The 13,632-nt window shown below is 58.0% G+C and carries 12 protein-coding genes; 5 read left to right on the forward strand and 7 right to left on the reverse strand.

Annotated features, from left to right (window positions below; translation table 11 throughout):
• Positions 1 to 169 precede the first annotated feature (169 nt).
• Positions 170 to 1,360: a NupC/NupG family nucleoside CNT transporter gene (locus tag MXF20_RS09735; RefSeq protein WP_141496629.1), complete on the reverse strand. Its 1,191-nt coding sequence runs from the start codon at positions 1,358 to 1,360 to the stop codon at positions 170 to 172.
• A 368-nt stretch (positions 1,361 to 1,728) separates the two neighbouring features.
• Between MXF20_RS09735 and MXF20_RS09740 the strand changes: the two genes are divergently transcribed.
• The gene (locus tag MXF20_RS09740) at positions 1,729 to 2,970 is read left to right on the forward strand and encodes an Nramp family divalent metal transporter (protein ID WP_325969053.1); all 1,242 of its coding nucleotides are present in this window, start codon (positions 1,729 to 1,731) and stop codon (positions 2,968 to 2,970) included.
• A 47-nt stretch (positions 2,971 to 3,017) separates the two neighbouring features.
• Here MXF20_RS09740 and MXF20_RS09745 read toward each other — a convergent pair whose 3' ends face one another.
• Both MXF20_RS09745 and mgrA read right to left on the reverse strand, forming a co-directional pair.
• Positions 3,018 to 3,365: a DUF2502 domain-containing protein gene (locus tag MXF20_RS09745; protein WP_325969054.1), complete on the reverse strand. Its 348-nt coding sequence runs from the start codon at positions 3,363 to 3,365 to the stop codon at positions 3,018 to 3,020.
• 157 nt (positions 3,366 to 3,522) lie between these two features.
• The gene (gene mgrA / locus MXF20_RS09750) at positions 3,523 to 4,512 is read right to left on the reverse strand and encodes an L-glyceraldehyde 3-phosphate reductase (RefSeq protein WP_325969055.1); all 990 of its coding nucleotides are present in this window, start codon (positions 4,510 to 4,512) and stop codon (positions 3,523 to 3,525) included.
• Positions 4,513 to 4,724: 212 nt separating this feature from the next.
• On the opposite strand from mgrA, the gene MXF20_RS09755 reads away from it, so the two are divergent.
• On the forward strand, positions 4,725 to 6,386 hold the full coding sequence (locus MXF20_RS09755) for an alpha-keto acid decarboxylase family protein (RefSeq protein WP_325969057.1): 1,662 nt from the start codon (positions 4,725 to 4,727) through the stop codon (positions 6,384 to 6,386).
• 154 nt (positions 6,387 to 6,540) lie between these two features.
• Complete coding sequence (gene glk / locus MXF20_RS09760; RefSeq protein WP_325969058.1) at positions 6,541 to 7,506, forward strand: glucokinase; 966 nt, start codon at positions 6,541 to 6,543, stop codon at positions 7,504 to 7,506.
• A gap of 34 nt (positions 7,507 to 7,540) precedes the next feature.
• On the opposite strand, the gene MXF20_RS09765 is transcribed toward glk, so the two are convergent.
• Both MXF20_RS09765 and MXF20_RS09770 read right to left on the reverse strand, forming a co-directional pair.
• Entirely contained in the window at positions 7,541 to 8,269 is a 729-nt protein-coding gene (locus MXF20_RS09765) for a LytTR family DNA-binding domain-containing protein (RefSeq protein ID WP_325969059.1), read from the reverse strand.
• The gene (locus tag MXF20_RS09770) at positions 8,266 to 9,957 is read right to left on the reverse strand and encodes a sensor histidine kinase (protein WP_325969450.1); all 1,692 of its coding nucleotides are present in this window, start codon (positions 9,955 to 9,957) and stop codon (positions 8,266 to 8,268) included. Before MXF20_RS09770 ends, MXF20_RS09765 begins: the two co-directional genes overlap by 4 nt.
• A 451-nt stretch (positions 9,958 to 10,408) precedes the next feature.
• Between MXF20_RS09770 and MXF20_RS09775 the strand changes: the two genes are divergently transcribed.
• Both MXF20_RS09775 and alaC read left to right on the forward strand, forming a co-directional pair.
• Entirely contained in the window at positions 10,409 to 10,933 is a 525-nt protein-coding gene (locus MXF20_RS09775) for a GNAT family N-acetyltransferase (RefSeq protein WP_325969060.1), read from the forward strand.
• Positions 10,934 to 11,052: 119 nt separating this feature from the next.
• Entirely contained in the window at positions 11,053 to 12,288 is a 1,236-nt protein-coding gene (gene alaC, locus MXF20_RS09780) for an alanine transaminase (protein ID WP_058758368.1), read from the forward strand.
• A 41-nt stretch (positions 12,289 to 12,329) separates the two neighbouring features.
• Here the strand turns inward: alaC and ypdK are convergent, their stop codons facing one another.
• Together ypdK and MXF20_RS09790 are read right to left on the reverse strand one after the other, a co-directional pair.
• Positions 12,330 to 12,401 (reverse strand): membrane protein YpdK, encoded by a 72-nt coding sequence (gene ypdK / locus MXF20_RS09785; protein ID WP_006120362.1) that lies wholly within the window; start codon positions 12,399 to 12,401, stop codon positions 12,330 to 12,332.
• 202 nt (positions 12,402 to 12,603) lie between these two features.
• The gene (locus tag MXF20_RS09790; protein ID WP_325969061.1) at positions 12,604 to 13,632 is read right to left on the reverse strand and encodes an HlyD family secretion protein; all 1,029 of its coding nucleotides are present in this window, start codon (positions 13,630 to 13,632) and stop codon (positions 12,604 to 12,606) included.

The following is a 13,632-nucleotide window of genomic DNA, read 5'->3' on the forward strand; positions in this document are numbered from 1 at the left end:
GAAAGAAAAGCTACGGGCGCAGATGGCAACAACGGAAATTCGATATTGTGCAAAGGGTTTGCGGGAAACGGTGAAGCAGGGCGTGACGCGGTGACAGGCTGACTGGCGCGGGATATAACGCTTAGGTATATAAAAGAAGAGAAGGGCGAGCCGCAGCCCGCCCTTTACATCAGAAGCCCAGCACCAGGCCGGCGATAGCGGCGGAGAGCACGCTCACCAGCGTAGAGCCGTATAGCAGTTTCAGGCCGAAACGTGATACCACGTTACCCTGCTCTTCATGCAGACCTTTGATCGCGCCCGCCACAATCCCGATTGAGGAGAAGTTGGCGAAGGAGACCAGGAACACCGACAGAATGCCTTCCGCATGCGGCGACAGCTGACCGGCGATTTTCTGCAGATCCATCATCGCGACGAATTCGTTAGAAACCAGCTTGGTCGCCATGATGCTGCCCACCTGCAGCGCTTCGCTGGATGGCACGCCCATTACCCAGGCAAACGGATAGAACACATAGCCGAGCACGCCCTGGAAGCTGATGCCGAAGATGGTGTCAAACAGCGCGTTGAGGCCGGAGATCAGCGCGATAAAACCAATCAGCATCGCCGCAACGATAATCGCCACCTTGAAACCGGCCAGGATGTATTCACCCAGCATCTCAAAGAAGCTCTGACCTTTGTGCAGGTCCTGCAGCTGCAGGTCTTCTTCGCTCTCCACGCGGTACGGGTTAATCAGCGACAGCACAATGAAGGTACTGAACATGTTGAGCACCAGCGCGGCTACCACGTATTTTGGCTGCAGCATGGTCATGTAGGCACCGACAATCGACATCGACACCGTCGACATTGCGGTGGCCGCCATGGTGTACATGCGGCGCTGTGACATTTTGCCGAGGATATCCTTATAGGCGATGAAGTTTTCTGACTGTCCCAGAATCAGAGAGCTGACGGCGTTAAAGGATTCCAGTTTACCCATGCCATTGATCTTCGACAGCACGGTACCAATCGCGCGAATCACCCATGGCAGAATACGGAAATGCTGCAAAATACCGATCAGAGCCGAAATGAAGACGATAGGGCACAAAACATTGAGGAAGAAGAAGGCCAGGCCTTTTTCATTCATGTTGCCGAACACGAAGTTGGTGCCTTCTGCAGCATACTTGAGCAGATGATCAAACAGTCCGGCGAAACCTTTAACAAAACCGAGGCCCGCTTCGGAGTTAAGGAAGAACCACGCCAGCAGCACTTCAATCACCAGCAGCTGGACGATATAGCGAATCCGGATACTCTTACGATCGTGACTGACGAGTAACGCCAGCACGGCTACCACCACCAATGCTAAAAGGAAGTGCAAAATATGGGACATATCGGCTCCAAATTTGAGGAGGGTTGTATTTTGCTGCGTATTCTATGTAACGCGTTACTTAAAAACGAGATCAAAACCACATTATAAGTATTCGGTATCGCTTATTTCTCAGATTAGTCTCAGCGCTCACAACCCGTTTACAAATTGCTCACAGAAATATCCACAAAGAGATTGTCTATAATTTGACCCGGGAGTAGAGTGAAACCTGTTGCATAATTTTTAGCAAGCGCTAACTTTACCTAGAGGTATAGCAATGGCTATACTTTATAGCACCATCTATCAATGCGATAACTATAACCAAATTTCACTTGCCTTGAATGCCCCGTAAGCTGGATGGGTCAGACAAGCGTTAGGACAGGGTCAAAACTATGTCAGAAAGTCGCACCGCCGAGCGCGCCGCTCGCGGAGCCAGAAAGATCAAGCTCGCGCTGCTGGGACCGGCCTTCATCGCGGCCATTGGTTATATCGATCCCGGTAACTTTGCCACCAACATTCAGGCAGGGGCCGCGTACGGCTACAAACTGCTGTGGGTGGTGGTATGGGCCAACATCATGGCGATGCTAATCCAGCTGATGTCCGCCAAGCTGGGCATTGCCACCGGGAAAAATCTCGCCGAGCATATTCGCGATCGCTTCCCGCGTCCGGCGGTGTGGTTCTACTGGGTACAGGCGGAAATTATCGCCATGGCCACCGACCTCGCCGAATTCATCGGTGCCGCGCTCGGCTTTAAGCTGCTGCTCGGCATCTCGCTGCTGCAGGGCGCGGTACTGACCGGTATCGCCACGTTCCTGATCCTGATGCTGCAAAGCCGCGGCCAGAAGCCGCTGGAGCTGGTGATTGGCGGGCTGCTGCTGTTTGTTGCTGCCGCCTATATCGTTGAGCTGTTCTTCTCGCAGCCGCGCGTCAGCGATCTGGTGGTGGGCATGGCGCTGCCGAGCCTGCCGACCTCAGACGCGGTGTTCCTCGCGGCCGGCGTGCTGGGTGCGACCATCATGCCGCACGTGATCTATCTGCACTCGGCGCTGACGCAGCACGGTAATAAAGGCAGCAAGGCGGAACGTTACTCTTCCACCAAGCTCGACGTGGCGATTGCCATGACCATCGCCGGTTTCGTTAACCTGGCGATGATGGCCACTGCGGCGGCCGCGTTTCACTTCAGCGGTCACACCAGCATCGTCGATCTCGATCAGGCCTATCTGACGCTGCAGCCACTGCTGGGTCAGGCGGCGGCGATTGTGTTCGGGCTGAGTCTGGTGGCGGCCGGTCTCTCTTCTACCGTGGTCGGTACGCTGGCTGGCCAGGTGGTGATGCAGGGCTTTATCCGCTTCCACATCCCGCTGTGGTTCCGTCGCACCATCACTATGCTGCCGTCCTTTATTGTTATCTGGGCCGGCTGGGATCCAACGCGCATTCTGGTGATGAGCCAGGTGCTGCTGAGCTTCGGTATTGCGCTGGCGCTGATTCCGCTGCTGTCGTTCACCGGGAACCGTGACATCATGGGTGATGAACTGGTGAACTCGCGCCTGATGCAATACGCCGGGCGTCTGATTGTAGTGCTGGTGGTGGCGCTGAATATCTATCTGCTGGTGGGCGAAGCGCTCGGCTGGTAAGCGATCGACTGAAAAAAATCCCGGCTGCAGATGCGCCGGGATTTTTTTTAATGATGATGATGATGGTCGTGGCGGTCATGCCGGTGATCGTGACGCCAGTGTTCGCGGCGTTCGCGTTCATGCCAGCGATGTTCGCGTTCCCGCTCCCACGCCCGGTGGCGTTTCCACTCTTCGTGACGCCACCAGCGACGGTCATTGTACTGATAGCGATCGTGCCACCAGCGCGGTTCGCGCCAGCGACCGCCGTCCCAGTAATAGCCGCGACGGTCGCGATCGCCGAGGTGCAGCGTGACGCCGGGTGCCAGACTGATACTGGCGCTACTGGCTTCCGCTGTGTGCAGTGCCAGAGGGGATAACGTTGCCAGCAAAGCGGCAAACAAAATTGCACGTTTCATACTTTCTCCTCATCGGTCGCATCGAGGCTACCGTGAGGCTAGTGTGCCATATCGGACCAGCTGCGCCTTGAGATTTAGTCTGAAAAAGTGCCAGTGAACGGATGCGCAGCGTTTTGTGCTGATGACAGCGCCCGGAAAAGTCCGGGCGGGTAAGCGGTTACACCAGAATTTGCTCAATGGCGGCGATCTCGTCCGCCGTCAGTTCCGGCTGGCTCAGCATGTCGACGGCATCATCGATCTGCGCGGTTTTACTGGCGCCAATCAGCACCGACGTGACACGCGCATCGCGCAGCACCCAGCGCAGCGCCATTTGTGCCAGCTTCTGCCCGCGCTGCTGCGCCACGGCCTGCAGCTGCTGCACCTTCGCCATCTTCTCTGGCGTCAGCTGGTTTTCGTTAAGGAATTTGCTGCCGCTGGCGATGCGTGAATCCTGCGGAATGCCCTGCAGATAGCGGTCGGTCAGTACGCCACCGGCCAGCGGGGAGAAAGCAATACAGCCAACGCCGTTATCGCCCAGCACGTCCAGCAAACCCTGTTCCGGCGTGCGTTCGAACATTGAATAGCGCGGCTGGTGGATCAGGCAGGGCGTACCGAGATCGCGCAGCATGGCGATGGCGGCGGCAGCTTTATCGGCCGGATAGTTGGAGATCGCCGCGTACAGCGCTTTACCCTGGCGCACCACCTGATCGAGCGCGCGCATGGTCTCTTCCAGCGGCGTTTCCGGGTCCGGGCGATGGTGATAAAAGATATCGACATACTCCAGCCCCATGCGCTTCAGGCTTTGATCGAGGCTGGAAATCAGGTATTTGCGTGAGCCCCAGTCGCCGTACGGACCGTCCCACATGGTGTAACCCGCTTTAGTGGAGATCACCAGCTCGTCGCGCAGGCCGTGAAAATCTTCGCGCAGAATGCGGCCAAAATTGCTCTCCGCTGAGCCGGGCGGCGGCCCGTAGTTATTGGCCAGATCAAAATGGGTGATACCGCGATCGAACGCGTGGCGCAGCAGCGCACGGCTGTTGTCGACGCGCGTGCTGTCGCCAAAGTTGTGCCATAAACCCAGCGAAATTGCCGGCAGCTTCAGGCCACTGCGGCCGCAGCGGCGATACTGCATCTGTTGATAACGCTCGGGATGGGGAAAAGTGCTCATGCAGCGTTCCTGTCTCAGGTGGGAGAAAGTGGCATCAGCATAGCAGTGTATGCGTTTACACTGCGCCGAAACGCGGCAAAGATCGCAACTTACAGAATTTTCTGCCGTCGTAACGAATGCTTGCCAAGGATGACAGCGCAACGATGGTGAAAATCTCGCCAATTCAGCCACATCGCTAATACTCCTGATAATTCCCCTCACAGGAGCTGTCGATGACCACTCTCAACGTTGGTGACTATCTACTGCACCGTTTGCAACAGGCGGGTATCCGCCATCTGTTCGGCGTACCCGGCGACTACAACCTGCAATTTCTCGACAGCGTGATTGACCATCCCGGCATCACCTGGGTCGGCTGCGCCAATGAGCTGAATGCGGCTTACGCCGCCGATGGTTACGGTCGCTGCAACGGTGCGGCCGCGCTGCTGACCACTTTTGGCGTCGGTGAACTCAGCGCAATCAACGGCATTGCCGGCAGCTACGCCGAATACGTGCCGGTGATTCACATTGTCGGCGCTCCCGCCAGCCACGCGCAGCAGCAGGGCGACTGCGTGCATCACTCGCTCGGCGATGGTGATTTTGGTCATTTTCTGCGTATGGCCCAGGAAGTGAGTGCCGCCAGCGCGGTGCTGACCGCGGAAAACGCCGTGGCGGAAATTGATCGGGTCATCGACAGCGCGCTGCAGCAGCATCGTCCGGGCTATCTGCTGCTGGCGGTGGATGTCGCCGCCGCCACGGTGACGCTGCCGTCAGCCAGCACCAGCCCGGCAGTGGCTGAAAACCGCGACGTGGCGCAGGCGTTTGCCGCAGCGGCGGAACGGCTGCTGGCTCCGGCGCGGCGCGTGGCGCTGCTGGCCGATTTCCTCGCGGCCCGCTGGCAACTGCAGGCGCCGCTGGCGGAGCTGCGTGCGCTGCGCGCCATTCCGGCTGCCACGCTTCTGATGGGCAAAGGCGTGCTGGATGAGCAGCAGCCCGGCTTCGTCGGCACCTATGCCGCCGCGGGCAGCAGCGAAACCGTGCGCGCGGCGATTGAAGATACCGATGTCACATTGTGCGTCGGCGTGCGCTTCACCGACACCCTGACCGCCGGATTTACCCAGCAGCTGCCGACCCGGCAGCGGATCGACCTGCAGCCGTTTCACGCCAGCGTCGCCGGAGAAACTTTCGCGCCGCTGACTATGGCGCAGGCGCTGGCGGCGCTGCTGCCGGTTTATCAGCGCCACTGCGCACACTGGGCAACCGGCGAGGCCGACATGCCGGACGATACCCCGCCGGCTGCTGCCGCCATAATCAGTCAGCAGGCTTTCTGGCAGGCGATGCAGCGTTTCCTGCAGCCCGGTGATATTATCCTTGCCGATCAGGGCACGGCGGCGTTTGGTGCCGCCGCGCTGCGTTTACCGCATGATGCGCAGCTGCTGGTACAACCTTTATGGGGTTCTATTGGCTATACTTTACCCGCCACCTTTGGTGCTCAGACCGCGCAGCCCGACCGTCGCGTCATCCTGATCATTGGCGATGGATCGGCGCAGCTGACCATTCAGGAACTGGGATCGATCCAGCGCGACGGCTTAAGCCCGATCATTTTTCTGCTGAATAATGAGGGATACACTGTCGAACGCGCGATCCATGGAGCGGAACAGCGCTATAACGATATCGCGCAGTGGAACTGGACCGCGCTGCCGCAGGCGATGAGCCTGAATTGTGCGGCTCAGAGCTGGCGCATCAGTGAAACGGCGCAGCTTGATGCCGTGATGGCGCTGCTCAGCCAGGCGCGTTGCCTGTCACTGATCGAAGTGGTGATGGAGAAACAGGATCTGCCGCCGCTACTGCGTACCGTGACGGCGGCGCTGCACCAGCGTAATAGCCACAAAGTTTAGGACAGTTGCCTCTGTACAGTTGGGCTGGCGACAGTCAGGCTGTGCGTCGCACTGAATGAACAACGCTCATCGTGCAAGGTGAGCGTTGTTGTTTTATTGGCAGGCTTTTATAGTGTCCTGCACTTGTTTATGACCCAAGCGGAGCAGCAGAAGAATGACAAAATACGCCCTGGTCGGCGATGTGGGCGGCACTAACGCTCGTCTCGCCTTGTGTGAGGTGGATACCGGCGCCATCTCCCAGGCCAAAACATTCTCAACATCAGACTACGACAACCTTGAAGCAGTTATCCGTCACTATCTGGATGAGCAAAAACAGGACATTACCGACGGCTGCATCGCCATCGCCTGTCCGATTACCGGCGACTGGGTGGAAATGACCAACCACGACTGGGCTTTCTCAACGCGTCAGATGAAGGAAAGTCTGGGCTTTGCGACGCTGGAAATCATCAACGATTTCACCGCGGTTTCCATGGCGATTCCGATGCTGACCGCGCAGGATGTTATCCAGTTCGGTGGCAAAACGCCGGTGCAGGATAAGCCGATTGCCATTTACGGTGCCGGCACCGGGCTTGGCGTCAGCCATCTGGTGCACGTTGATAAGCGCTGGGTGAGCCTGCCGGGCGAGGGCGGTCACGTTGACTTCGCGCCAAACAGCGAAGAAGAGGACGCGATTCTCGAAGTGCTGCGCGCCGAACTGGGTCACGTTTCTGCCGAGCGCGTGCTGTCGGGTTCCGGGCTGGTTAACCTGTATCGCGCGATTGTGAAATCCGATCAGCGCGAGCCGGAAAACCTCAAGCCTAAAGATGTGACCGAGCGTGCGCTGCAGGACAGCTGCATTGACTGCCGCCGCGCGCTGACGCTGTTCTGCGTCATCATGGGGCGGTTTGGCGGTAACCTCGCGCTGAACCTGGGGACCTTTGGCGGCGTGTACATCGCCGGTGGCATCGTGCCGCGCTTCCTCGACTTCTTCAAAGCGTCCGGTTTCCGCGCGGCGTTTGAAGACAAAGGTCGCTTCCGCGATTACCTCGTCGATATTCCGGTCTATATGATTACTCACGACCAGCCGGGCCTGCTTGGCGCCGGTGCCCATCTGCGTCAGGCGCTGGGGCGCGTGCTGTAATCACCCGGGCGAACGGTTTTCTGCGCCGTTCGCCCTAAAGATGCATCAACTGGCGAAACGTCTTTACCTTGCTGCGACTCACCGGCACCTGCGCATCCATATCGCGCAGCTTCACCAGATAGGTGTTGTTAAACCACGGTTCGATCTCGCCAATCTTGCTCAGATTGACACAGTACGACCGGTGGCAGCGAAAGAACATCGACTTAGGCAAACGGCTGCAAAACTCACTGATCGCCATCGACATCACATAGGCTTCGCGCCGCGTATAGACAAACGTCAGCTTCTCATGCGCTTCAACGTAGTAGATATCGTTGATATCGGTGACGATAATGCGCTCATCTTTGACTAAATTCACCGTTTGCGGCGCGCTGGCCGCCGGATTGTGCTGCTGCGCCTGCTGCTGCTGCGCGCTGGCCTCCAGTTTGTTCAGCATGGTGATGATGCGCGACTCATGATACGGCTTGAGGATGTAGTCAAACGCCTGCAGTTCGAAGGCCTCAACCGCATGTTCTTTCCATGCGGTGATGAACACTATCAGTGGCTTATGGATAAACTGGTTGATGTTCTGCGCCAGCAACATGCCGTCCAGCGACGGAATGTTGATATCGAGAAAAATCACGTCGACGCGGTGGGTTTGCAGATACTTCAGCACTTCCAGCCCGTCATCAAAGCAGGCTTCGATGCTGATCTGGCTGTGCTGCTGGATCATCCAGCTTAGCTCCTGCTGCGCCAGGAATTCGTCTTCAACAATAATGGCTTTCACGCTGAGGTTTCCGCTAACGGGGTGAGTGGCCCGGACAGCCGCTGACCACTTTTGCTGAGGGTAAAGGCGATTTCCGTGCCGGGCTGATGTCGGGTGATGGTTAAGCCGTGACCGGACAGCAGTTTCACCCGGTGATGCACATTCAGCAGGCCAATTTTATTGCCGGGCATTTCGTTGCGCGCCACCCGGCTGACCACCTCTTCGCTGATGCCGGCCCCGGTATCGCGCACCGCCACGCGCACGCGATCGCCGAGATCTTTCACGCTCAGCGTCACCACGCCTTTGCCCCGGCAGGGCTGAATACCGTGCACAATGGCATTCTCGACCAGCGGCTGAATCAGCAGGCTGGGCAGCGAAAAGTGCAGATCTTCGTCGATGTCATAAATCATCGACAGCTTGTCGCCAAACCGCGCCTGCTCAATGGCGATGTAATCCTTCACCTGCCACAACTCTTTTTTGATATCGATGAGTTCGTCATCGTTGAGTTCCAGGTTGTAACGCAGGTAGCGCGACAGGTTAATCACCAGCTGGCGCGCTGTGTCCGGATTGAGGCGAATCGATGAGGAGATGGCATTCAGCGCATTGAACAGGAAGTGCGGGTTAATTTTGCTTTGCAGCGCGCGCAGTTCGGCTTTGTTGGCCATCTCGCGCAGCTGCTCGGCACGCGAGACTTCCAGCTGCGTTGAGATGATTTGCGACAGGCCGACCGCCATCTCTTTCAGCGAACCGGTAATGCGATGGGCGCGGCGATAGTAGATTTTTAGCGTGCCGGTCACTTCCCCTTTTTCCCAAAGGGGAATCACCAGCATTGAGTGAATATCTTTGGTGCGGTGTGCCTCATCATTATTCTTAATGATGATTTTACCGCTGGCGATGGCCTGCGCGGTGGTCGGACTGATGCCGTCGTCGCCGTTGTGGTAGTTCTGCTCGCCGTAGCCGACATAAGCCAGAATCTGTTTGGTATTGGTGATCGCCACCGCATCGGCATGGATGTCGCTGCGAATGATGGCGCACACTTTGCGCAGCGAGTCGCTATTAACCTGACGAAACAGCGGCAGGGTTTTATTGGCAATCTCCAGCGCCAGCTTGGCCTGACGTGCAGCAATTGCCTCTTTTTCCCCTTCGACGCTCTGCACCAGCAGCACGATCAAACCAATGCTCGATGCGCCGAGAATCATCGGCAGCGCAATTTCCGACACGATGGTTAAACCAAGTGACATCGGTTTCGCCCACACCACGATCAGCAGCATGGTCAGGCTTTCGCACAGCATGCCGCCGACGATGCCGGCGCGCCAGCGCTGCTCTTTGCTGACGAAGCGGTTGATGGCACCGGCAGTGATACCGGCGATGATACTGGTAATCAGACAGGGCACCGAGGTGATGCCGTCGATATCAATCAGGAAGCGGTGCACGCCGGCAATCACGCCGGTTGCAATGCCAACCCACGGCCCGAACAGAATGCCGCCCGCCATCACCGCAATCACCCGGACGTTGAGCAGTGAGCCGTCTACGTTGATACCGGACCAGGTGCTGAACAGCGCAAACAGCGAGAAGATGGCGGTCACCACGGCTTTTTCGCCGATTGAGTGTTCATCTTTTTGCAGCAGCTGACGAAATACGCGGGTGCGGGTCAGGAAGAACAGGCAGATCAGCATCAGCGCGGCACGGTCAAACACCGCCAGCAGCATGTCGAAATGGGAAGGCACGGTGTTCTCCGGAACAGATAAGGTTGCGGACATGATAAAAAATGTGATCGCGATCCGCCAGCGTCCCGGCAAGCTGCAGACGTTTCTCATAGCGGAGATCAATTTTTAAGGTTTGCGCTGCCGGTGCGCATGAATTCCAGCCCTGTAAAATGGGCCGTTGATACACCGCAGGGGCGCCATTTATGGCGACCAGATTGGAAGGTGCGCGCCGTGTAAAATGGCCGCTGACACACCGTAGGGGCGCCATTTATGGCGACCAGATCCGCTCGTAACATCTGACCCTGAAGGAGAGCAAGGCTGATTATCCGCTATGAAACCTGAAAAGAGGAAATCCTGAGTAGCAAAAAGAGGATTGCTGAAAGCGTGCCCCGGTCACTGGTTGTCACGGATGCGGTTTGCTATGTTGCCGTAAGCACAACAGCGGAGCGTGGACATGCAATTACTCACCCCTCGTTTGTCCCTCAGTCGGTTACAGCCGCAAGACTGGCAGATTTTCAAAGCGGTACATGAAGATGCCGCCACCATGACCTGGGTGAGCGAGATCCCCGATGAAAACGACATCCGCCAGCGCTTCAGCGAGCGGCTGGCACCGTGGCAACCGAGCAGTTTTCACATGTTGTGCCTGGTGGCGCGCCTGCGTGACTCCGGCGAAGCGATCGGCCTGTTTGGCTGCAGCGCCGAGTGGCATCCGTATCGTCAGGCCGAAGTCGGTTACATGCTGCGCCACGTCTGTACCGGTCAGGGTTACGGCAGCGAAGCGTTGCAGGCATTGTGCACGTTCCTGCTGCAGGCCGACTTCCACAAACTCAAAGCGCTGGTGATTGAGGGCAACTGGCCGTCGCGACGCATTCTGGAAAAGAACGGTTTCGCACTGGAAGGCACGCTACGCGACAATTACCGGCTCAACGATCGATGGGTAAACGATTGGGTATTCGGTCGGTTAAACGACGCGGGCTGAGAAAATTTCCGCGCCCCCCTCGACAATATTGTTATCAGCGCGTTATGTTCTTGTTTCGGTCACCGCAGTGACCAGCGTCGCTCGGACGGTCCGGGCGCTAACGTAATCCAGAGGACATCATGGCTGATAACAGCACACCCCGTCGTTTCTCGCGTATTGAACGTCTGCCCCCCTATGTATTTAACATCACGGCTGAATTGAAGATGGCTGCGCGCCGGCGCGGCGAAGACATCATCGATTTCTCCATGGGCAACCCGGATGGCGCGACACCGCCGCACATCGTGGAAAAACTCTGTCAGGTGGCACAGCGGGAAGACACGCACGGCTACTCCACATCCAAAGGGATCCCGCGCCTGCGCCGCGCTATCTCGCGCTGGTACGCCGAGCGTTACCAGGTGGATATCGATCCGGAATCCGAAGCCATCGTTACCATCGGCTCGAAAGAGGGGCTGGCGCACCTGATGCTGGCGACGCTCGATCACGGCGACACCGTGCTGGTGCCCAATCCGAGCTACCCGATTCACATCTACGGTGCGGTGATTGCCGGGGCGCAGGTGCGCTCAGTACCGCTGGTAGCGGGCGTCGATTTCTTCAATGAGCTGGAACGCGCCATCCGCGAAAGCTACCCAAAACCGAAGATGATGATCCTCGGCTTTCCGTCCAACCCGACATCGCAGTGCGTGGAGCTGGACTTCTTCGAACGCGTCATCGCGCTGGCGAAACAGTATAACGTGCTGGTGATTCACGATCTGGCCTACGCCGACATCACCTATGATGGCTGGAAAGCGCCGTCGATTATGCAGGTGCCGGGCGCGCGCGACGTGGCGGTGGAATTCTTTACCCTGTCAAAAAGCTACAACATGGCGGGCTGGCGCATCGGCTTTATGGTTGGCAACAAAGAGCTGGTGGCGGCGCTGGCACGCATCAAGAGCTATCACGATTACGGCACCTTCACACCGCTGCAGGTGGCGGCGATTGCGGCACTGGAGGGCGATCAGCAGTGCGTGCGCGATATCGCCGAGCAGTATAAACGCCGGCGCGACGTGCTGGTGAAAGGGCTGCATGAAGCGGGCTGGATGGTCGATCTGCCGAAAGCCTCGATGTATGTCTGGGCGAAAATCCCCGACCATTACGCGCATCTGGGCTCACTGGAATTTGCCAAGCTGCTGCTGCAGGAGGCGAAAGTGTGCGTCTCGCCGGGCATTGGCTTCGGTGACTACGGCGATACCCACGTGCGTTTTGCCCTGATTGAAAACAGCGATCGTATTCGTCAGGCGGTGCGCGGCATTAAAGCGATGTTCCGCGCCGACGGTATTTTGCCGGGAACGGTAAAAGCGGTGGAAGAAGCAGAGTAACTCAAATCGGGGCGACTGAGCGGTCGCCCCGGCTGGCGTCTTTACAGCATCAGCACGAAGGTGCCGACCCAAAGTAAGACGAAGAAAGAAATTCCCATCAAGGCGTATTTCACAAAACAACTCCTCTGAGCGGTTACAATGATGGCGATCCCAAACCAGCGTAACCCGAACAGAATAAGAGAAAGGTGGAGTTCATCATCGCTACACGCTTTCTACTCAGGTCGCTCCGGGCTGCCCCGAAACAGGATCGAGGGCTAATTTACGCGGAATCGATCCGAAAATAAATAGGTCACTTCTGAGAAGTTGCTCACATTTTCATCGGGTCTCAATCTGTGGAATCGCCGACATGCCGACACGTAATTGCGCCAGATCGCGCTGATGCGGATCCAGCACAATTTTCACCGGCAAACGCTGAACCACTTTCGTGTAGTTGCCGGTGGCATTATCGGGCGCAATCGCGGAGAACGTCGCGCCGGTGGCGGGCGCGATACTGTCAACGTGACCGGTAAACGTCTTGCCCGGCAACGCATCAATCTTCACCACTACTTTCTGGCCCGGACGCACGTCCGCCAGCTGAGTTTCCAGATAATTGGCGGTGATGTAGGTCTGCTGCAATGGCACTACCGCCAGCAAACGCGTACCGGCGCTCACCCAGGCTCCCACGCGCACCGAACGCTGCCCCACCATGCCATCCACCGGCGCAATAATACGCGTATAGGAGAGATTCAGCCCGGCCTGGTCGACGCTGGCCTGCGCCGCCGCGACATCGGCTTCCGCCTGACGCAGCGCGGCATCAAGCACCTTCACCTGCTGTTCGGCCGCTGCCAGCGCCGCTGCGCTCTGGCGCACCGTGGCGGCCGCGGAACGCTGGGTTGAGTTGGCTTTCTGCTGGTCGTCAGCGGCAATGGTGCCGCTCTTGTACAGCTGGTTATAGCGCGCCGCGCTCTGTCCGGCATACTGCGCCGACGCCTGACTGGCGGCCAGCGTGGCGCGGGCCTCGGCAATGGTGGACTGCTGCTGGTCGAGCTGCGCCTGCGCGCTCAGCCGTTTGGCCTCGCTGACCTGCAGATTCGCCTGCGCGGTCTCCAGCGCCACGCGATAGTCGCGGTCGTCGAGCGTCGCCAGCACGTCGCCAGCGCGCACGCGCTGGTTATCCTGCACGTTGACGTGGGCGATATAGCCGGACACCTTCGGGGCCACCAGCGTGTAATCGGCATTCACCCAGGCATCATCGGTGCGATGGTCGTTGCTGGTCATGGCTGACCACAGCCAAAACGCTATCGCCAGCAGAACCAGCAGCAGGGCGCTCAGCAGGATTGTTCGTTTCATAGCAAAAGCGTGCAT

Origin of the sequence: Pantoea dispersa, assembly GCF_035783935.1 — a bacterium.
GTDB lineage: Bacteria > Pseudomonadota > Gammaproteobacteria > Enterobacterales > Enterobacteriaceae > Pantoea > Pantoea dispersa_C.

Coding starts and splice junctions, on each gene's coding strand:
- MXF20_RS09740 (WP_325969053.1), top strand. CDS start 1,729: ATGTCAGAAAGTCGCACCGCCGAGCGCGCCGCTCGCGGAGCCAGAAAG.
- mgrA (WP_325969055.1), bottom strand. CDS start 4,512: ATGAGCACTTTTCCCCATCCCGAGCGTTATCAACAGATGCAGTATCGC.
- MXF20_RS09770 (WP_325969450.1), bottom strand. CDS start 9,957: ATGCTGCTGGCGGTGTTTGACCGTGCCGCGCTGATGCTGATCTGCCTG.
- MXF20_RS09790 (WP_325969061.1), bottom strand. CDS start 13,632: ATGCACGCTTTTGCTATGAAACGAACAATCCTGCTGAGCGCCCTGCTG.
- MXF20_RS09745 (WP_325969054.1), bottom strand. CDS start 3,365: ATGAAACGTGCAATTTTGTTTGCCGCTTTGCTGGCAACGTTATCCCCT.
- MXF20_RS09735 (WP_141496629.1), bottom strand. CDS start 1,360: ATGTCCCATATTTTGCACTTCCTTTTAGCATTGGTGGTGGTAGCCGTG.
- MXF20_RS09755 (WP_325969057.1), top strand. CDS start 4,725: ATGACCACTCTCAACGTTGGTGACTATCTACTGCACCGTTTGCAACAG.
- glk (WP_325969058.1), top strand. CDS start 6,541: ATGACAAAATACGCCCTGGTCGGCGATGTGGGCGGCACTAACGCTCGT.
- MXF20_RS09775 (WP_325969060.1), top strand. CDS start 10,409: ATGCAATTACTCACCCCTCGTTTGTCCCTCAGTCGGTTACAGCCGCAA.
- alaC (WP_058758368.1), top strand. CDS start 11,053: ATGGCTGATAACAGCACACCCCGTCGTTTCTCGCGTATTGAACGTCTG.